Consider the following 19,095-nt stretch of genomic DNA (forward strand, 5'->3'; position numbering starts at 1 on the left):
CAGGAGGGGGAATTATGTCTAACGCGAAGGACGAAGACGACGGCAAGTGGACGCGGCGCCTCAGCACCTGGGCGCGCACTCTCGCCATTCTTGGCCTGATCATAGCGATCATCGGCGTCACGCTGGGGCGGTATGACGTGGTCCCCAAGCTGGTCGGCTTCGGGGGCCTTGCGCTTGGCGGACTTGTCGCGCTGGTTGCGTTCGTGCTCGGCGTCATCGGGCTGCTGCTCGGTCTGCGCCATCGCTCGCCTGCACGCGGCAGGGCAATTCTCGCGATCGTCCTGTCCTTGCCCTTCGTGGCCTTCATCGCGACCCGCCCGGCCCTTTCCGGCAAGGTTCCTGCGATCCATGACATCACCACGGATCTCGCAAATCCGCCGGCGTTCACCAAGCTGCCACTTCGCGCAGACAACCTGGCTGGCGTCGGCACGGTGGACAACTGGCGCAAGATTCACGCGGCCGCCTATGGAGATATCAAGACCGTCCGCATTGCCAGGGCGCCGGCGCAGGTGATCGCCAACGCGGCGCGCATCGCCAAGGAGAACGGTTGGGAAATCGCGCTCAACGATCCCACCGCGGGCAAGCTCGAAGCGACCGCTTCGGTCTCCTTCATCCGCTTCCACGATGATATCGCCGTGCGCGCAACGTCGGCCGACAATGGGACGGCAAGCATCGTCGACGTGCGCTCGGTCAGCCGGATCGGCGTGTCCGACATGGGCGTCAACGCCAAGCGAATCCGCAGTTTCCTGGCGCAGCTTCAGGGCGCTTGAGCGAACGTTGCGCGGGCGACGAGGGTGCGCTGCACCACCGTCGCCACGCACAGCGCCGTGTAGGTATAGGCAATCTGCGGGAAATGCGCTGGCAGCAGGCACATCGCGATGAAGGCGATGATCGTCTCGCTGCCTTCGGCAAGGCCCGTGTTGTAGAAGAAACTCTTCCGGCCGTGCGCCGTCGTCTCAAGCCCCCGCTTCGCAGCAATCGTGGCGAAGGCAAGGAAGCTCGTGCCGGTCAGCGTGAAGCTCGCGATCAGGACCACCGCGGGCAGCAGGTTGCCAGGCGATAGCAGGGCAAAGCCCACCGGCACCGCGACATAGAACGCGAAGTCGGCCACGATATCGAAGTACCCGCCCCAGTCCGTCAACTGCGTCGCACGTGCGATGGCCCCGTCGACGCCATCGAGCAGCCGGTTGGCCAGAATGAGCGCCAGACCAAGGCTGACATGCCCTGATGCCAGCGCCCAACCCGCGCCAATGCCCACCCCCAGCCCGGCAAATGTCACCCCATTCGCCGAAAGCCCCATGCCGGCCAGCAACTTTCCCAGCCGGTTGAGCGGCGGGTCGATCAGCGGTCGCAGGCGGGCATCGAACATCGCGTTAGCCTCCCCTCAACCTGCCAATGTGACAAGGCCGATCACCGCCCCGCACATGCCCGAGGCAAGATTGCCGGCGAGCCAGCTTTTCATCCCGAGTTGCGCGGCCTCGCGTCGCCGACCGGGTGCCAGCGTGCCGATCGTCGTCACCAGCAAGCCCACGCTGGCAAGATTGGCGACGCTGCAAAGCGCATAGGTGACGATAAGCTCCGTTCGTGGTGTGAAAGTACCAGCGGGCACCTGCGAAAACTGCAGATAGGCGACATATTCGTTGAGGATGGTCTTCGTGCCCATCAGCGCCCCGGCCGGTACCGCTTCGCGCCACGGCACACCGATCGCCCACATGAAGGGCGCGAAGAACCACCCGAACAGGCGCCGCAAGGTGATCGGCCCACCATCGACCCGCGGCAGGTTGGCCAGGATCTGGTCGGCAAGGTTCACCAGCGCGAAGATGACGATGATCGTGCCGATGACGGCCAGCACCAGTTGCACCCCTTCGGTCGTGCCGCGCAGGATGGCATCCATCGTGTCCTCGTAATGGACTTCCGGCTCTGCGGCAGCGCTGTCGCGCTCGCCCTCGCTTTCGGGCACCATCATCCGCGCGATCAGGATCGCCGCCGGCAGCGACAGGAACGACGCTACGATCATGTGCCCCACGGCATTGGGCAGGATCGGCGCCAGCGTCGTCGCATAAAGCACGAGCAACGCGCCCGAGATGTTGGCCATCGACAGCACCATCACGGCGAACAGTTCCGAGCGCGACATCGTGGCGCACCAGGAACGCACGATCAGCGGAGCTTCCACCACGCCCAGAAAGATGTTGGCGCCGGCATTCAATCCGACGACGCCGGTAACCCCAAGCGTTCGCCGCAGAACCCACGAGAGACCGTTGACCAGCCAGCGCAGCACGCCCCAATGCCAGAACAGCGCCGTCAGCGCCGAGAACACGATGATCAGCGGCAGCACCTGGAAGGCAATGATCATCGGCGGCGATACGCCGGGCTTGAGCACGAATGGCAGTTCCGCTCCTCCGAGATAGCCGAACATGTAGCTCGATCCCGCCAGGGTCGCCTGCTCGATCGCGCTGACGCCACTGTTAATCGCCTCTACCGCGCGCCACACCAGCGGCACGCGGATGAACGCAAGCGCGATGGCCAGCTGCATGATCAGGGCGCCCGCGATCCAGCGCCAGCCCGGCATGGCTCGTCGATTCTCGGAGACACCCCAGGCGATCAGCAGGATCAGCCCGATGCCGATCAGCCCCTGTCCCTGCTGCAGGATCGCCATCGCCTATTTCACCCCCCTCAAGCTGCGGCCAGACCTTCGACGGGTCAGAACTTCCACGCAAGCCCGAACTGGAACTGGCGTGGTGGCCCCGCATTGCGCTGCACGAACGGTGCGCCGCCACCGAACTGGATCTGGTTGGACGTGGTCGCCGCGTTGGCAAAGCCGGACTTGTTGTTGGTGTTCAACACGTTGAATACATCCGCGCTCAACTCGAGCCGCCCGTCGGATGCGGGGATGGTATAGCGCAGACCGATATCGATGGTTGCCGACCACGGCAGTCGGGCGGAGTTGCGCTTGGCGCCGGGATAGCGGTCCGAATTCCCGACATAGCTCTCGCCGAAGGAAGCGCCATCACCGTTAAGGTCCTGCGTCCCGAAAATGCGAGCATCGGGCACGAGGTTCACTGGCTGTCCGGACTGGAAAAGCCCCGCCACGCTCACGCTCAGGCCATCGAACGGGTAAAGGTAGCCCACTGCGGAGATCACGTGCCGCCGGTCGTTGGCCGATGGCCCCCACTCCGTGCTGTAATCGTTCGAGTTGGCGGCGCGGAAGTTGATGTCGTCGGTATCGTTGGACAGCTTGGACAGCGTATAGCTGATGCGGAAGGCATAGGCATCTTCGCCGCGCGCCTTGTTCACCTGCAGGATCAGGGCCTTGTACTCGGACTCTCCCTTCGTTTCCGACACGGTGATCTGCCTGGCCCCACCTGCGACCAGCGCGACCGGCCGGGTGGCGTCCGCATCCGCCTGGCTGCGCACCAGCCCCAGAGACTGCGCCAGGGCAAAGCGCGATGCGTTGTCCGGCTGCGCCTTGAGCAGGGCGATGTTGGCGTCGGTCAGTGCGGCAAGGTTGGGCGTGAACGGTGCAGGCGCATTGAGATCACGCAGCCGCACCAGATTGTGCGATCGGCTGTAGATCACGTCCGCGCTCAGTGTCAGCGTATCGCTCGCCTGAACCTGATACCCGGCGCTCAGCTGCAGGCTCCACGGACTCTTGTAGCCTTCGGGATTGAGTATCCGCGCTTCGCCCAGCGTCGCGCTGTCGCGCAGGGCCTGAACCTGCTGGGGCGCGGGGCAGGCCGAAACCGTCGTGCAGGCGGGCGACACCGCAAGGTTGCCGTCGAACGTCACCTTGGCCAGATCGACACCGGCCGGAACCAGCCCCTTGGCCTGCAACGCTCGCAATTGCGAAACGAAGCCAGGCGAGGTGGTATTGCGCTGCAGGGCGTCGGAAATCACCGAGTATGGCAGCTTTCCAGTGAATATCCCGGCCCCGAACCGCACAGTCGATCGGGCGTCGGGCCGGTAGTTCAGCGATAGGCGCGGCGCGAAGTTGTCAAGGTCGGCGCCTTTCCCGCCCTTGCCCGTCAGGCTGTCATAGTCCCAGCGCAGCCCGAATGTCGCCGTCAGCCGGGGGCCGACCTGCCATTCATCCTCAACATAGAAGCCCAATTGCGTCTGCCCTGTGCCGAAGGCGCGCGGCCGCAGTTCCACGGAGTAGTTGGCAACGGCCGGATTGAGCGAAAGAACGTCTTGCGCCGACAGTGCAAGGCCCTTGCCGCTGCCGGCCAAGGTCGCCAGTTGCGCATCGGTCAGGTCCACCGTGTAGTTCCCATCCGGATTGCCTCCGCCCAGCAGCGCGAAGTCCGAATGAAGCACGTCCGCGCCGATCGTCAGCTTGTGCGCACCAAGCTTGCGTTGCAGCCGGTGCGTCGTCTGCCATGTCTTTTCCAGATCGTTGAAGACATAACCGGGATTGCCCAATACTGCGACGGCAAGGCCCGACGGATCACGCACGGTGGCCTGCGGCCCGGGCTCTCCCTTGGGCCGGGCATAGTCCCAGCGGAACCGGCTGAACTGCACCGCGCCGTCATAGCTCCACGCGTCGCCCGAATAGCTGGCCGATGCCGCCACGAGCGTGGAGAAGCGCTGCTGGTCCGATCCGGCCGAAGGGAACGTGACATTGCCCCCGCCAAGGCTTCCGCCGGGCCGGTCCACCGTCACCCGCCCGACATTGGCGCGCAGGCTCAGCGTCCAGTCGTCGGTCAGGCGATGGTCGATTCGCAGCGAACCGAGGTAGGCCTCGTTGTGGCCGGTCACGTTCGCCACCGTGCCCAATGCCGGCGCATCGACCACCTGCACGTTGCGATCGCGGGTGTATTCGAAGTTCGCGTAGAAGAACGTCCGGTCCCGCGCGATCGGGCCGCCCATGCTGGCGCCTGCCTGATATCGCTCGAAGCTTTCACCAACCGGATTTCCGGAAAGGTCGCGCCGGGGATAGGGCGAAGCCGCGTCGATGGGTCGGCCCGGACGAACCAGCGCGTAGACTTCGCCGTGATAATCGTTGGTCCCGGACGGCGAAGTGTAGTTCACCACGCCATTGGCCGTCCGGCCGTAGGCCACAGAATAGGAGTTGGCGAGGACGGTGACGTTGCGGGTGAAACCCAGCGGAACGGGGAATTTGATCCCGCCGAGGAAGCTCTCGTTATTGTCGAGCCCGTCGAGCAGATAGTTGGCGTCGAGACCGTTGGCCCCATTGATCGAGATCGAGGGGGATTCTGCGAAGAACCCGGTCGACGGAACCACGTTGGGCAGCCGCACCAGCGCACCCAGCACATCGCGCCCCTCGATGGGCAGCGCAACCAGCTCTGCCTTGTCGAGCGAAGCCGAAACCTCGGCATTGACCGCGTTGATCCCAGTCACCGCGCGATGGCCTTCGACCACGATCGCTCCGCCACCATTCCGGCGCAGGGTCACGCTGCTGGTGAAGTTCGCCCGCAGCGCAACCGTCACCGCCTCGCTGGCAGGCGCGTTGCCCAAGCGAACGCTGTAGCGCCCGGCCGTGGACACACCGTCCAGCCGCACCATCCCGTTTGCGTCGCTGCGAACCGTGCGCCGGAAACCGATCTCGGCGTTTTCGATGATCACATCGACGCCTGCCGCCGGCTCGTCGCCCTGCCCCTCCACCAGCGACACCTGAAGTCCGGCCTGCTGGGCATGCACGGGTGCCGAATATGCAACAGCCAGCGCAACCGCTGCGGCGGCGTGCAAGAACCTCGAGTGTACGAGCAAGATGTCCCCCCTGGATGACCGTCCCCCTGGTTTAGCAGGGGATCATCCGCTTTGTCGCCGAATGTAGCCGGAACTTACAGTCGGGGGTGGGCCTTGGCTCCGAATAAAAAGGCGCGCCCCCACGAACGTGAGAGCACGCCGTTTTTGTACTGATGCCGGGGGAATTTCCTCAATAGGCAGCCGAAAGCGTCAAGAACCACTGCCGCGGCGCAATCGGATAGGCCGAGTAGCTGTTGGTGGCCGAGCCGATCGACAGCGTCGAAACGCCCTTCTTGTCGGTCAAGTTCGTCACGTTCAGTGCGAGCTCAACCTTGCGCAGTGGCAGCGAACCTTCCGGCACACGCGCTGCAATGCGCAGCGAGGTCAGGAAATAGGACGAAACGCTAACATCGTTCGTGAAAGTCGCGAAGCGCTTGCCAACATAGTCGCCTATACCCTGGATCTCGATCGGCCCCACGTTGAGCGTGGCCACGGTCTTGTTCATCCACTTGGGCGTGCCGGGCAGCTGCTTTCCGCAGGTTGGCACGATGCCGCCCGTGACAAGGTAACCACCGATGCAGGTGTCGGTCGCCGCACCGATCCCAAGAGCGGTCGAAGTGTAGTCGTTCTTGTACTTCGACAGGTTGTAGGACAACGCGTTGTAGACCGAGAACGTGTTGCCAAAGCGCAGCGTAAGGGCTGCATCGAAACCATCGGTCTTGACGCTGCCGACATTGACGAGCGTCGACGTGCCGCCCGTGATACCGCTGCCGGCAATGCCGCCGGGGTTGGTCGGGATGGCCAGCAGCCGGTTGCTGAAGTCGACATGGTAGTAGTTCAGCTGTGCCTGCAGCGCCACGCCGGAGCCTAGCTGGCGATTTGACCGGACGCCGGCCTCATAGGTCCAGCTCGTCTCCGGCTTGCCTTCGCGGGCGAAAGCATCGAACGCCGCCTGGCTGCCCGTGAACCACGGTCCGCCACCGCCTGCGAGATAGGCCTGATACTGCCGAAGGTTCTTCTGCACGTTGAAGTAGAACTGCTCGTGGCCGTTGACGTTATAGGTCGCACCCACGGCTGGCAGGAACCAGTTGAACGAATTTATCTTCCCCTGGGGCAGCGCGGTGGTGCCACCAAGCGATCCGACCTTGGGCTGCACCGGGAAACGGCCGTTGGCCCACTGGGCGCTGGTCTTGAAACCGGCCTGAACCAGCAGCTGATCCGTGACCTGCCAAGTGTCCTGCAGATGCAGTTGCAACTGCTTGATCCGGGCTTCACCCTGATACTGCGTGAACAGCGGTTCCATCACGTCGCCCGGGCGGATGTAGGGCGTGCTCATCGCCGGGCTTCCCACCGGCACGGCGTACCAGCGGCGCCACTGCGTGGTGCTGTTGTGTTCGAACCATCCGCCCAGGTCGATCTTGTGCCGGCCCAATTCCGCGCTGATCGAAGAGATCAGCCCGACGCGATCGATGCGGTACTCAGTAGTGCGCGTGATCAGGCCCGATCCGCCCGTTGCCGCCACCAGCGCCGCGCCGGCCGTAGCCGCCTGCGCCGAAGTCAGCGCGGTGCAGGCTGCCGGCTTCGTCCCGTTGTTGTTGGCAGTGAAGCGGCAGTTGGATGGCAGGCTGCCGTAATTCGGATCGAGATAGGCCTGCGCGGTGGTGATCGATTGGCCCAACGGTCCGGCTACCACGCCTACGCCGTCGTTGTGGTGGTAATAAGCCGTGTTCGACCAAGTCACCTTGCTGGAAAGCCGCGCGTCGTAACGCAGGTAGCTGAGATAGTCGGTGCGCTGGGCATCGGAATAGTAATTGCGATAATTGCTGCCCTGCGCGGCCGGCGAATTGCCGAACGCGTTGAGGTAGCCCGAACGGTAGCCGTCGAAATCAGGGTAATAGAACGGCTTGGTATAAGGCGTGTAGAGCTGCGCCGCAGTTGCCGTGCCGCCCGCCGAAGGCTTGAAGAACACGGTGGCGTCCTCGTTGGGCTGCACCATGTCGTTGTAGTCGAAATAGAGGGTGAATTTGCCCGCTTCGCTGTCGTGGACGAACTTGGCGTTCGCCTGCCACCCCTTCTGGATGCCGTTGAAATCCCAAGCGCGTGCGCGCTGGCGCACGCCGGAGATATAGGCCGAATTGCCGCCCGCGAAATCGCCCGTGTCGATCCGCAGGTAGGTTCGCGAAGCATCATAGCTGCCCACGGTCTGGGCGCCCTGGATGCCGAACTTCGCCAACGGATCGGACGAGAACGTCTCTACCGTACCGCCCAGGTTGCTGTTGGAAGGCGTGGCAAGGTCACCCGCCCCCGTCGCCACCACCACGCGCCCAACGTTTTCGGAAATGACCGCACGCTGCGGCGAAAGGCCGTTGTAGTTGCCGTAGCTCTGGTCGCCCAGCGGCAGGCCATCCATCGTGTAGCCAAGCTGGTTGCCGGCAAAGCCGTGCACGAACGTCTGCGCGTTCTGCTCGTTGTTGCCCCACGGATCGGCCGTGATGTACAGCACCCCCGGAAGGGTCTGGATCGCCTTTAGCGGTGAAACGCCGGGCAGGATCTTCTGGATTTCGGTCTGCTGGATCGCAGTTGCCGAACGCGTCGTCTTGGCGCCGGTAACGATGATCGCATTCGCATCGACCAGGCCGTTCCCTGCGACCGGCGCTGCCGCCGCTTCGGTCTCTTCAGCGTTGCCAGCCTCGCCAGCGATGGCTTGCGAAGAAAATCCCAATGACATGATCGTGCCCGCCAACAAGCCTGCCCGCAAGGCGCACGCCGTCGATCCAAATGCCCTCATCTACTTTATCCCTAGCCACGTAACGCTCGAACGTTGGAGCGGTTGGTTCGCTAGGCGCTGCACGTGGCAGTTTGGATAAACTTCAGTGACAGAACGATGGCACGCGTCGGCACATGCCAGTCGTACCTTGGACGCAAAGCTGGGTTCACCAAGGCGCTCACCGGCATAGCCATGTGTGGAGATCACCAGTTGACTTGACGATCGCCAAAGCCGGAATGAACAATTTTCCCTTGGTTTCGCTGAAAGGGATTAGCCTTTCGTCGGCTCCCAGTAGTGGGCGTAATACCGTTTACCGGGGCAAAGCGCTTCAATCGCTAATCCTGCAACATAAATGCATGATTTAGTGGAAGTATATGATTGTATTATATCTCCCCAAGCGAAAATCTGGCATTCAGACTGACCATTGATTCAGGGGGCAAGATTGCGGACAATTTCTCAGATATTCGGTAGTCCTCTGATCGCGATAATGTTGACCGGCGCATTGTGCTCCTGTGGAGGAGATAACCAAGGGCAAGCAACCCGACCCTCGTCGCCAGGCTCCGAAACATCAACTCCGCCAACAACTGCAACCCAGCAGTTTGTCGATCGCGCTAAAGAGGGGACCGGAAGCATCGACCTTGTCAACGCAACGGACACTGTGATCTTCTCGGGCTGCCTCCGCAAAAACAAGACAGAAGATCCCAGAACGGTGGGGGCCGCTGCGTTTTTCACCAACCTGACACAAGCCGAATATCGCCTTGTCGATTTCGCCTACGTCATGGACACAAGCGGTATCAGAACTGGCGAATCCGTGGAAACGGACGTTGGCTTCACCGTTCTGCCGCGCTCTGCCCTCGTAGCATTGAATAGCGGCGAGGAATTGTTGATCACCCACCGGTATGACACGCAGCCGAACGACCGCGGCGTGAGTTCAATCACCATCCCGCAAGGTGGCTTGGCAATCGCACCTAACCAACGGCTTTCGATTGGCTCGGTTTCGGCGATATTCCCTCTCGATGGATCAGGAGCGAAAGTCATTGACGACAGTCGATTGGCCGATGGGTCGCTATTCCAGGTTTGTTATTCGGCCACGCTCAAACGCTCCGACTGGGTGACGGGCGGACGAATTGTAAGCTATCGCTCACCCTACCGCGACCGTTCCTACGTTGCCGATCCCGCGAGGACGACTGCCCCGTTCACAAGCTTCCGCAACACTAGCGACAAACCGGTCCGCGTCTATGGGATCGGCTCGTTCATCTCCAATCTGAGCAGCACCGAACCGTCTACTCACTCCGTCGAGGTGCTGATAAACAATCAAACTGTCACCACAATTCAACTACCTGCCCACGTGCCGGGTCAGAACTCCGGCTCGCTGCCACTGGCTCATCCTGTCGACCTGACGATTGCGCCGGGTGCAACCCTTACTGTCAAGGGCAAGGTCACTCCAAATCGTGCGATTGTCTTCGACTTTGCTGCGTTCATTTTCGCTGACGAAGGTTTGACCAGCATTGACGAAAATCTGGATATGCTTCCGGTCGATTTTAACGCAGACGGCTACACAGACATCGTAGATCTGGATTCATCCGGTTCTTTTTGGGTGTCCCTGCGCGTCGGGCAAGGGCTGCAAAATACCCAGCAAGAGTGGGCGCGTGCAGTCGGAAAAGTGGATCGTCTCATTGCATTGCAACCTTCGCAATCGGGTTCGGTCACGCTGCAAGCCACGAATAACGCAGGTCTTTGCCTTAATATGAAATCGGTTCCGTCCATGGCACGATTTATACTGGAATACTGCCAGAACGCTGGATCCCCATCCCTTGAAAGTGACATCTGGGGAGATTTTAACGGAGACGGCTTCAGCGATCGGTTGCGCGTGGATGCACCTGCCAAGGCATACCTTGTGGCACTTGGCTCAGCTACCGGCCTCGGTCCGGACAGCATCTGGGCAGGAGGTTACGGTGCCGTTGAAAAAATGTTTGTCTCAGACGCGAATGGAGACGGTGCTAGCGACGTCCTGGCAGAATGGACGAACGCATCTGGCCTGCAATGCAAAATATTCTATGGTGCTAGGGATAGATTTCGCGTTGAAGATTGCCCAAGATAATCTCGGAAATCGAACGATTATCAAGTATTTTTTAAAATTTGGCGCATTAAATCTGCAGTATTCGACCAACCGGGATTGAATTTATTTTTAGGTCAAAACGATATATCTGCAATTTATTATACTATTTTCCGGAATTCATTTAGCTGCATCTGGGTTTTCACACGAAATATATTTTTAAATAACTGTATTCGCGATGCAAGCTAGCACCCAATCGCGCTTGTGCCTCTGATGATTGCTGCCCGCTCAGCGCTTCGGCGTTGATTCAGGCGAGATGCGCAATACCGCTTCCTGCATCGCGGTGGCTACCAGGCGACCGTCGCGGGTGAAGATCTTGCCATGGATCAGCCCGCGACCGCCGCCGGTCCAGTCACTGGTCTGGTGGTAAAGCATCCATTGGCCCATATCGACGTCGCCGTGGATCCACAGCGTGTGGTCGATGCTTGCTGAACGGATTCCTGGGCGCGACCAATGGATGCCGTGCGGTAGCATGGTCGTTGCAAGCAGCATCTTGTCCGACGCGTAGGCCAGGAGCGCGCGCTGAAGCGGCTGATGGTCCGGCACCGGCGCAACTGCGCGGAACCAGTACGACTGCACGGGTTCGGCGGGTTCGGCCGAAAAGCTTCGATGCGGATCGGTGGGCCGGAACTCGATTGCCGATCGCTGGCTGGGCCAGCGCGAAGCAAGCTCTGGCACCATTTCGTCCAGAAACGGCAAGGCTGCGATGATGTGATCGACCAGCGTTTCGGGATCGGGCGCTGCGGGCATCGCCACCTGATGCGATACCGAAACCTCCTTGCGCTGATAGGAGGCGGCAAGCCGCAGGATCACCTGCCCGTCCTGCATGGCGTCGACCGATCGAAACGAGAATGCTCCGCCATCGCGGTCTCGCCCGACTTCGTACTCCACGGGATCGCGCCCATCGCCGGCAAGCAGGAAGTAGGCGTGGATCGAATGGACCAATCGACCTTCGGGAACGGTGGTCTGCGCCGCCATCAGCGCTTGGCCGATGACCTGCCCGCCGAACAGGCGCGCCTGCGCGCCGCGCTCGCACCCGCCTTCGAAACGGTCGTCGCCCAGCGGTGACACCTGCAACAGCGCGATCAGATCGCCAAGCAGGCTGGATGGCGCGGCGGTTTCGGACAAGTTCTGCACGGCTGCTTCGCTACTCCCGGAATGCCTTCGCGCTGTCACAGCGTGGCTGCATGGTCAACCGCGCGAAAGCGGACGAGCGTGTCAGATCGTCTGGATGCTGAACGCAAACCAGGCCTCTTGCCCATGATCGTACAGCTGGACGATCTGGTCTTGCGCGCGTAGCGAAAAATGACTGGACGTCGCCCGGTCGAACCCGCGCGCGGTCGTCCCGTCGAGCTCGAACGAAATGTACGCCCCGGTGCTGGAATCGCGCACCTCGGGAAGCGTCCCTGCAAACCTGACGGAACGGGCACCGTCCACCGCCTGCACACGCCCCTCGCGCGCCTCGGCTGCGATGTCGAGGTCCACGCCCGAAGCGTGATCGTGGACGCCCGCCACCTTCTTGCCGAAGATCAGGGCATAGGCCGAGGCTGCTATCATCGCGCGCGTTTCGGGTTTCATCCGACCACCTGACAGCGCCGACCGTTCGAAGCAAGCCACAAACGCTGGCGAGGTGAAAGGCCGGGTTGCAGGCTTCGCTTCGACACCCTGGTTAAGGCTCGGACCAGGAGGCACCCCGTGCCGCCCGGTCCCCGACTCAAGCCGTTCAGTGCAGCCCGAGTTCGTGCCGGCCGACCACCATGTGATGGACCTCGTCCGGACCGTCGGCAAAGCGCAGGTGCCGCACGTCAGTGTAGAGTTCCGCCAGCGGGGTCCACTGCGAAATGCCGGTGGCGCCGTGGATCTGGATCGCCTGGTCGATGATCTGGCAGGTCTTTTCCGGCACCATCGCCTTGGCAAGGCTGACCCAGACGCGCGCTTCGCGGTTGCCCAGCACGTCCATCGCCTTGGCGGCCTTGAGCACCACCATTCGCATCGCTTCGATCTCGATGCGCGCACGGGCGACCAGTTCCAGGTTCTTGCCCAGCATGATCAGCGAGCGACCGAACGCCTCGCGCGAGGAACCGCGCTTGACCATGTAGTCCAGCGCCACCTCGGCCTTGCCGATCGTGCGCATGCAATGGTGGATGCGGCCCGGTCCGAGGCGCACCTGCGAGATTTCGAACCCGCGGCCCTCGCCGAGGAGGATGTTCTCGTGCGGCACGCGGACATTGTTGAAGCGGATGTGCATGTGGCCGCGCGGCGCGTGGTCTTCGCCGAACACGTGCATCGGGCCGACGATCTCCACGCCCGGAGTGTCGATCGGCACAAGGATCTGCGACTGCTGCTGCGATGCCGGACCGTCGTCGCTGGTGCGCACCATCGTGATCATGATCTTGCAGCGCGGATCGCCCGCGCCCGAAATGTAGTACTTTTCGCCGTTGATCACCCAGTCCTTGCCGTCGCGCACGGCGCGGGTGCTGATGTTCTTGGCATCCGAAGAGGCGACGTTCGGCTCGGTCATGGCATAGGCAGAGCGGATCTCTCCCGCCAGCAGGGGCTCCAGCCAGCGCGCCTTCTGCTCGGGCGTGCCGACACGTTCGAGCACTTCCATGTTGCCGGTATCGGGGGCCGAGCAGTTGAGCGATTCCGAAGCCAGCGGCGACTTGCCGAGCTCAGCCGCGATGTAGGCATAATCGAGGTTGCTCAGCCCCTCACCGGTTTCCGCGTCGGGCAGGAAGAAATTCCACAGACCCGCAGCCTTGGCCTTCGCCTTGGCGCCATCGAGCAGTTCGAGCTGGCCTGGCGCGAAGCTCCACCGGTCGGCCCGGCCTTCGCCAAGGCGGAAATATTCCTCGGTGATCGGATCGACGTTCTCGGCGATGTGCCGCTTCACCGCCTCGAGTAGAGGCCGCGCGCTTTCGGACATGCGCAGATCGTCAAGTTCGGGAATGGAATAGATATCGGTCATGGTTGGCTCCCTCTCTGCGGCAAGCCTAACCCAGGCCAATGCCATGCACCAAATTGCATTTGCAGATAGCGGTCATGAATCCTCTGCATGTTGCTCGGTAAGCAAACCGGTGATCAATTCACGCAGCCAGGCGTTCCCCCCGTCACCCTCGACCACCTCGTGCCAGAACAGCTTGAGCGGCCGGGGCGGCACTTCCAGCGGCAGCGGGAACAACGTTACACCGCCCCGGTGCAGCAATGTTTCAGCGTGCGACTGCGGCAACGTCAGCAGCAGGTCCGAACGCGCGACAATATCCCAGGCGGTGGAAAGGCCCTGGCAGCGCATGCCAATCTGGCGCTCCGCCCCGATCGCCTGCAGCGCAAGGTCTTCCGTCCCCTGCCCCGCCGGACGAGGCGATGCGAAAGCGTGCTGCGCATCTAGATAGGCAGCAAGCGTCAGGCCATCGGCGACCAGCGGGTTGTCGCGGCGCGCCGCAACCACCAGCACGTCGAGCCGCAGCTTTCGCGATTGCAGTCCCGCCGTCGCCTCGCTTTCGACGTCGAGAGCCACGTCCAGTTCGCCCAGCGCCAGCGCGCGCGCCAGATCGGCGCGCCGGAAATCGACGCTGGCCAGCTGAACGAACGGCGCCGCCGCCCGCGCCGCGACCGCCAGATCGGCAAACATCCGCGCCTCGATATTGGGGCGAAGGCCGATGCGGAACTGGCGGGCAGAGTGCGCGGGATCGAACTCATGCGCGGCCCCGATCGCGCTCTCAAGGCCATGCAGGGCCCTGCGCACGGGCTCTATGATCGTCGTCGCAAGCGCGGTGGGCACCAGCTTGCCGTCCACCCTGACGAAAAGCTGGTCGTTCAGTTCGCGCCGCAACCGCGCCAGAGCATGGCTGACGGCGGACTGCGAAAGGTTGAGGTGCCGGGCCGCGTGGGTCACGCTGGATCGTGCGTAGATCGCCTCGAAAACGCCCAGAAGGTTGAGGTCGAACCGCGAACCCAGCCTCACGCCCATCTCCCCTGCAAGTTACGCCAGATCGTCCATGAACGCGGCCTAGCACGGTACCGATGGCGAAGCACCCACGGCCGAACCGCCTGCGCATCCATGCAAGCAAGGCATAGGAGGCACGCACTTGCGCGCTCGTCTCGCGTTAGAACTTGAGCATCGCTTCGGTGCCGACCATGTGGATAGGACGGGCGGCCCCGGTCTCCTTGAGAAATCTGCCCGCGCGGAACAACGATAGCGAGGCTGCGAAGGATACCGTCGCGCTTGCCTTCCAGGAGGTGCTTAGCTCGATTTGGTCACCAATGTGGCGTGCCTTGCTTGCTCCGGCGGCCCGGATTTCCTGCCCGGGAACGTCATAGACTCCATCGCCCGTTGAGGCGCGCCAGTAGGACACCTCGGTCAGTTCGATGCCCACCCCGTGCGCCACCACAAGGTCGATCCCAGGGTGGATGTTGATGATGTTGCGAGGGCCGATCGGGGAAAGTTCTCCGAAATACTTTCCTTTCGGGAACATGGCGTTGAACGTTTCGAGCTTGCCGTCACCGGTCTTGCTGTCGCCGCTCGCCACATTGGCGCGAAGCCGCAAACGCGGCTGCAGCCGCACGGCGGGAAAGGAAATGCCCGTCTCCGTCGCCAGGGACCAGGCGCGGATCGGTTGCCCCCCGAACCGGCCGCGCTGGATCATCAGCTCCCAATTCCACGACAGTCCGCCGCGTCTACCGAACGCGCGAACGCCGTAGGTCCTGCGCCTTTCCACCCCGGAAATGCCGTCGAACCGCGCCAGGTCGTTGCGATAGCCGAGGAGATAGAGATCAACGCCGATATTGGGCGCAACTGTCCAAGTGGCGTAGGCCCCTTCCAACTTCCGCGTCTGCGAAGTGCGATCGTCGAAGTTGCCGAGCCCGATCTGCACCGGACGCAACCGCATCAGATCGAGCCGGACCGCGCCATGAGCGATGATCGCCCGCATTCCGTCGAACGGCTGCGGAATATTGGGGCCATAGCGCAGGCCGACCAGTCGCTCCGATCCGAGACCAACAAGTTCGCGGCCGGCGCGCAACGTGATCGTGCCATGGGTCGCCAACGGCACCCGCCATTCGCCGAAGCCTTGCAGCAGGTCAATCCCGGTCTGGTCGGCAGGGCCGTTGCCGCCGTTGACGCCGCGGGCATAGCCGGCGATCGGTTGGACGAAGGCTCGCAGGTGCCCAGCCTCGACATCCAACGAAGGCATCGCGCGCAGCCAAAGATAGCCGTCGTCGCGGGACGCGCCCCACAGCGGATTATCGAATCCTTCGTAGCGTGTTCGCAACTCAAGACCGAGCGATGCGTGAATATCGCCCGATGCGTCCAACCGCACGTACTTCAGCCGGTCGATGCCCTCTGCGCCTGCAGCGCTTGACCAGTCCTCATCGTAGCGCACGTTGGTACGCTCGGGCGCGGCGCAGGCCGGCAGCGGCGCGAGGACGAGCGACAGCAGTCTTGTCGCAAGGCCCCGCATCAGCGGCGAAGGTCCGCCATCAGCGGATGGCGGGTGAAGATGACAGTGCCGACAAGCACGATCAGCGCGGTCAGCAGCAGGGTGGCGGCAAGCCCTGCGTGGAGGACAAGTGCCGCGCCGATCACCGCCCCGCCGAAGATCATGGCCACGGCGGCAAGGCGCGCGTTCCGGTTGGCACCAGATCCGGCGGCGAACTGCGAATCCGACGCAAGTCCGGTGATCGTGAGCGTCAGGACCGTCGTGGTAAGATCGGGCACCTTCAACTGGCGCACGATCGCATTGCGAAAGCCCATGGCGCTGGCGGTCAAGGCAAGGATGGCGAACAGGCGCCAGGGCGGCAGGTCTTCAGGCCGGGCAGCGCCAAGGGCGGTCAGCCCCGCCACGATCAGCAACGCGGCCTCGATCAGCGCCGCCACCACAAGCCAGTGCTGCAGCGACCGTGGCCCGGGCATGCGCCAGACCCGGCCCGCGACGATTGCCCCCACGATGAAGGCCGCAAGCGCAATCAGATAGGGGGTGACGGTAAAGCCTGGCGCCCCCGCTGCGGCAAAGGCAAGGAACACCACGTTGCCGGTCATGTTGGCGGTAAAGACCTTGCCGAGGCAAAGGATGCTGGCCGCATCGAGCATGCCGGTGGACGCCGAAAGCAGCAGCAACAGGCGAAACAGCGGTGCCGGGGTGCGAACCGGAGCGGGTGGGGAGGTCGCCATCGTCAGGGACGTCCTTCGCGCCGGGCGTGTTCGGCGACGAGCGCAGCGAGGATGAAGCCGCCGACCAGGCCCACATGCTCGAAGAAGGCATTGGTAGCGGCGAAGCGCGCGGGGCCCTCCATCGTCCAGAACGCGTTGGCGACGAACGCCGCCAGCAAGGTGAAGACACCAAGCGCGCCCGCGCCGAGCCAGATCATCCGCCCCGTCAGAATCAGCACCGGGCCGACGATTTCGACAAGGATCGTGATCGCGGCCCATAGCGGCGCCGGGGCCATGCCGAACCGCGCCTGCTCGGCGACCGCGGCAGGCCAGTCGGCCAGCTTCGCGATGGCACCCAGCACATAGGCACCAACCAGCAGCAGGCGCGCAACAAGCCAGATCGGCGGCCAGTCCAGGATCGCGTGGATCAGAGGCGGCTCGGTGTCGCCCATGTCAGACCGCCCAACACCCGCAGCCCAGCGCACCCCAGAAGGTCTGGACATCGGCCACAGGCGTCGCTGCGCCCAAGGCCCGGGCGTGGTCGTGTCCATGCACCTGGCATGCGCTGGCACAGCCGCAGGCCGCGGCAAGCATGGCATTCGCCTCCGGCGTGCGATGATAGCCGCCAACGGTGCGAACCGGCGACCAATCCGGCATCGGTGCGGGCAACTGCGGGGCGAGAGGCGCAAAGTCGCCCTCGCCATGCACCACCGCGCCGCCCAGTAGCGTCAGGACCGAGCGGATGTGGGCGATGTCGTATTCGGGTACCGCGAAGAAGTCCGCCGAAAGCAGCGCAAGGTCGGCCAGCTGGCCAGCCTTGATCTGGCCCTTCTTGCCGACCTCGTTCGAAAACCAGGTGTTCTCGCACGTCCACATCATCAAGGCCTTTTCGCGGCTCACCCGGTTCGCGCCGGGATAGAGCGACAGACCGCCCACCGTGCGGCTGGTGACCAGCCATGACAGCGAGACCCACGGATTGTAGCTGGCTACGCGCGTCGCGTCGGTGCCAGCGCCCACCGGCAGGCCCGCCGCAATCATCCGGGCGATGGGCGGCGTGCGCTCGGCGGCGCGGTGGCCGTACCGTTCGACGAAGTATTCGCCTTGATAGGCCATGCGATGCTGTACGGCGATCCCGCCGCCCAGGGCCGCGATACGGTCGATATTGCGTTCGCTGATCGTCTCGGCATGGTCGAAGAACCAGTTGATCCCCTGGAGGGGAATGTCGCGATTGACCTTCTCGTAGACATCGAGCGCGCGCCCGATGGTTTCATCGTAGGTCGCATGCAGCCGCCAGGGCCAGCGATGTTCCGCAAGCAGGCGGATCACCGGCTCGAGATCGCCTTCCATGCTGGGCGGCATGTCCGGCCTTGCCACGCGGAAATCTTCGAAATCGGCGGCGGAATAGACCAGCATCTCTCCCGCGCCATTGTGGCGATAGGTATCGTCGCCCTGCCCCGGGGTCACCTGCTTCACCCAGCCGGCAAAGTCGGCCAGTTCCTCCTTCGGCTTCTGCGTGAACAGGTTGTAGCTGATCCGCACGGTCAGCTGTCCGTCCTCGTGCAGTTTCTCGATCACGTGGTAGTCGTCGGGGTAGTTCTGGAAGCCGCCGCCGGCGTCGATCACGCTGGTCACGCCCAGCGAATTGACCTCGCGCATGAAGTGGCGGGTCGAATTGATCTGGTAGTCCTCGGGCAGCTTGGGCCCCTTGGCCAGCGTGGAATAGAGGATCGTGGCATTGGGCTGCGCCAGCAACAGTCCGGTGGGATTGCCGGCGGCATCGCGCACGATCTCCCCGCCGGGAGGATCGGGCGTGTCCTTGCCATAGCCGACGACCCGCAATGCTGCGGCGTTGAGCAATGCCCGGTCGTAGAGGTGGAGGATGAACACGGGCGTATCGGGCGCCACCGCATTGAGTTCGGCAAGCGTCGGCAGGCGTTTTTCGGCGAACTGGTGTTCGGTGAACCCGCCCACCACGCGTACCCATTGCGGGGCAGGCGTGCGATCGACCTGCGCCTTCAGCATCGCCATCGCGTCGGCAAGCGTGGGCACTCCGTCCCAGCGCAGCTCCATGTTGAAGTTCAGCCCGCCCCGGATGATGTGCATATGGCTGTCGATAAGTCCGGGGATCATGCGCCGCCCCTGGGCATCGATGACCGCGGCGCCCGGTGCAGCGGCCCGCACGTCCTGTTCCGATCCGACCGCCAGGAAGCGCCCGTCGCGGATGGCCACCGCCTCGGCCCGGGGATTTTCCCGATCGAGCGTGGTGACAAGGGCGTTCACGATGATGAGGTCGTCGTGCATGGGCTGTGACTTTCTATGGGTCGCGCGGGCGATGCCGGGCATCAGGGACATGGCCGA

The 19,095-nt window shown here is 63.2% G+C and carries 14 protein-coding genes; 2 read left to right on the forward strand and 12 right to left on the reverse strand.

The genetic code is table 11. From position 1 onward, the window contains the following. Positions 1-14 precede the first annotated feature (14 nt). Complete coding sequence (locus HHL27_RS18310; RefSeq protein ID WP_169494836.1) at positions 15-770, forward strand: DUF1499 domain-containing protein; 756 nt, start codon at positions 15-17, stop codon at positions 768-770. Here HHL27_RS18310 and HHL27_RS18315 read toward each other — a convergent pair. The 4 genes from HHL27_RS18315 to HHL27_RS18330 form a co-directional block, all read right to left on the reverse strand. Then, the gene (locus HHL27_RS18315; RefSeq protein WP_169494837.1) at positions 758-1,369 is read right to left on the reverse strand and encodes a CDP-alcohol phosphatidyltransferase family protein; all 612 of its coding nucleotides are present in this window, start codon (positions 1,367-1,369) and stop codon (positions 758-760) included. The genes HHL27_RS18310 and HHL27_RS18315 overlap by 13 nt on opposite strands. A 15-nt stretch (positions 1,370-1,384) precedes the next feature. Continuing rightward, positions 1,385-2,656 (reverse strand): NupC/NupG family nucleoside CNT transporter, encoded by a 1,272-nt coding sequence (locus HHL27_RS18320; RefSeq protein WP_169494838.1) that lies wholly within the window; start codon positions 2,654-2,656, stop codon positions 1,385-1,387. A 44-nt stretch (positions 2,657-2,700) separates the two neighbouring features. After that, positions 2,701-5,727 carry a TonB-dependent receptor domain-containing protein gene (locus HHL27_RS18325; protein WP_169494839.1) on the reverse strand — a complete coding sequence of 1,009 codons (3,027 nt, stop codon included), beginning with the start codon at positions 5,725-5,727 and terminating at the stop codon, positions 2,701-2,703. Positions 5,728-5,896: 169 nt separating this feature from the next. Then, the gene (locus HHL27_RS18330) at positions 5,897-8,434 is read right to left on the reverse strand and encodes a TonB-dependent receptor (protein WP_169494840.1); all 2,538 of its coding nucleotides are present in this window, start codon (positions 8,432-8,434) and stop codon (positions 5,897-5,899) included. A gap of 529 nt (positions 8,435-8,963) precedes the next feature. On the opposite strand from HHL27_RS18330, the gene HHL27_RS18335 reads away from it, so the two are divergent. After that, positions 8,964-10,574: a hypothetical protein gene (locus HHL27_RS18335; RefSeq protein ID WP_206069698.1), complete on the forward strand. Its 1,611-nt coding sequence runs from the start codon at positions 8,964-8,966 to the stop codon at positions 10,572-10,574. A 243-nt stretch (positions 10,575-10,817) separates the two neighbouring features. On the opposite strand, the gene HHL27_RS18340 is transcribed toward HHL27_RS18335, so the two are convergent. From HHL27_RS18340 to HHL27_RS18375, 8 genes are all read right to left on the reverse strand, one after another. Next, positions 10,818-11,726 (reverse strand): acyl-CoA thioesterase domain-containing protein, encoded by a 909-nt coding sequence (locus tag HHL27_RS18340; RefSeq protein WP_169494842.1) that lies wholly within the window; start codon positions 11,724-11,726, stop codon positions 10,818-10,820. A gap of 81 nt (positions 11,727-11,807) precedes the next feature. Next, entirely contained in the window at positions 11,808-12,167 is a 360-nt protein-coding gene (locus tag HHL27_RS18345; protein ID WP_169494843.1) for a hypothetical protein, read from the reverse strand. Between the two features lie 145 nt (positions 12,168-12,312). Then, positions 12,313-13,557: an acyl-CoA dehydrogenase family protein gene (locus tag HHL27_RS18350; protein WP_169494844.1), complete on the reverse strand. Its 1,245-nt coding sequence runs from the start codon at positions 13,555-13,557 to the stop codon at positions 12,313-12,315. A gap of 72 nt (positions 13,558-13,629) precedes the next feature. After that, entirely contained in the window at positions 13,630-14,553 is a 924-nt protein-coding gene (locus tag HHL27_RS18355) for a LysR substrate-binding domain-containing protein (RefSeq protein WP_169494845.1), read from the reverse strand. Between the two features lie 142 nt (positions 14,554-14,695). Beyond that, on the reverse strand, positions 14,696-16,048 hold the full coding sequence (locus HHL27_RS18360; RefSeq protein ID WP_169494846.1) for an alginate export family protein: 1,353 nt from the start codon (positions 16,046-16,048) through the stop codon (positions 14,696-14,698). Then, positions 16,048-16,758 (reverse strand): YoaK family protein, encoded by a 711-nt coding sequence (locus HHL27_RS18365; RefSeq protein WP_169494847.1) that lies wholly within the window; start codon positions 16,756-16,758, stop codon positions 16,048-16,050. The genes HHL27_RS18360 and HHL27_RS18365 overlap by 1 nt, the downstream gene beginning before the upstream one ends. Positions 16,759-16,760: 2 nt before the next feature. After that, positions 16,761-17,189, reverse strand: a complete 429-nt coding sequence (locus HHL27_RS18370) for a DoxX family protein (protein WP_169494848.1) — start codon at positions 17,187-17,189, stop codon at positions 16,761-16,763. A gap of 1 nt (position 17,190) precedes the next feature. Further along, a complete protein-coding gene (locus tag HHL27_RS18375; RefSeq protein WP_420874080.1) occupies positions 17,191-19,038 on the reverse strand; it encodes an amidohydrolase in 1,848 nt (615 codons plus the stop codon). Positions 19,039-19,095: the final 57 nt, after the last annotated feature.

The sequence above is a fragment of the Novosphingobium olei genome (assembly GCF_012927405.1).
Taxonomy (GTDB): Bacteria; Pseudomonadota; Alphaproteobacteria; order Sphingomonadales; family Sphingomonadaceae; genus Novosphingobium; species Novosphingobium olei.

Bases quoted from the DNA above. Each gene is read 5' to 3' on its own strand.
- HHL27_RS18350 (WP_169494844.1), bottom strand. From the start codon at position 13,557: ATGACCGATATCTATTCCATTCCCGAACTTGACGATCTGCGCATGTCC.
- HHL27_RS18375 (WP_420874080.1), bottom strand. From the start codon at position 19,038: ATGCACGACGACCTCATCATCGTGAACGCCCTTGTCACCACGCTCGAT.
- HHL27_RS18365 (WP_169494847.1), bottom strand. From the start codon at position 16,758: ATGGCGACCTCCCCACCCGCTCCGGTTCGCACCCCGGCACCGCTGTTT.
- HHL27_RS18345 (WP_169494843.1), bottom strand. From the start codon at position 12,167: ATGAAACCCGAAACGCGCGCGATGATAGCAGCCTCGGCCTATGCCCTG.
- HHL27_RS18370 (WP_169494848.1), bottom strand. From the start codon at position 17,189: ATGGGCGACACCGAGCCGCCTCTGATCCACGCGATCCTGGACTGGCCG.
- HHL27_RS18360 (WP_169494846.1), bottom strand. From the start codon at position 16,048: ATGCGGGGCCTTGCGACAAGACTGCTGTCGCTCGTCCTCGCGCCGCTG.
- HHL27_RS18320 (WP_169494838.1), bottom strand. From the start codon at position 2,656: ATGGCGATCCTGCAGCAGGGACAGGGGCTGATCGGCATCGGGCTGATC.
- HHL27_RS18310 (WP_169494836.1), top strand. From the start codon at position 15: ATGTCTAACGCGAAGGACGAAGACGACGGCAAGTGGACGCGGCGCCTC.
- HHL27_RS18315 (WP_169494837.1), bottom strand. From the start codon at position 1,369: ATGTTCGATGCCCGCCTGCGACCGCTGATCGACCCGCCGCTCAACCGG.
- HHL27_RS18330 (WP_169494840.1), bottom strand. From the start codon at position 8,434: ATGTCATTGGGATTTTCTTCGCAAGCCATCGCTGGCGAGGCTGGCAAC.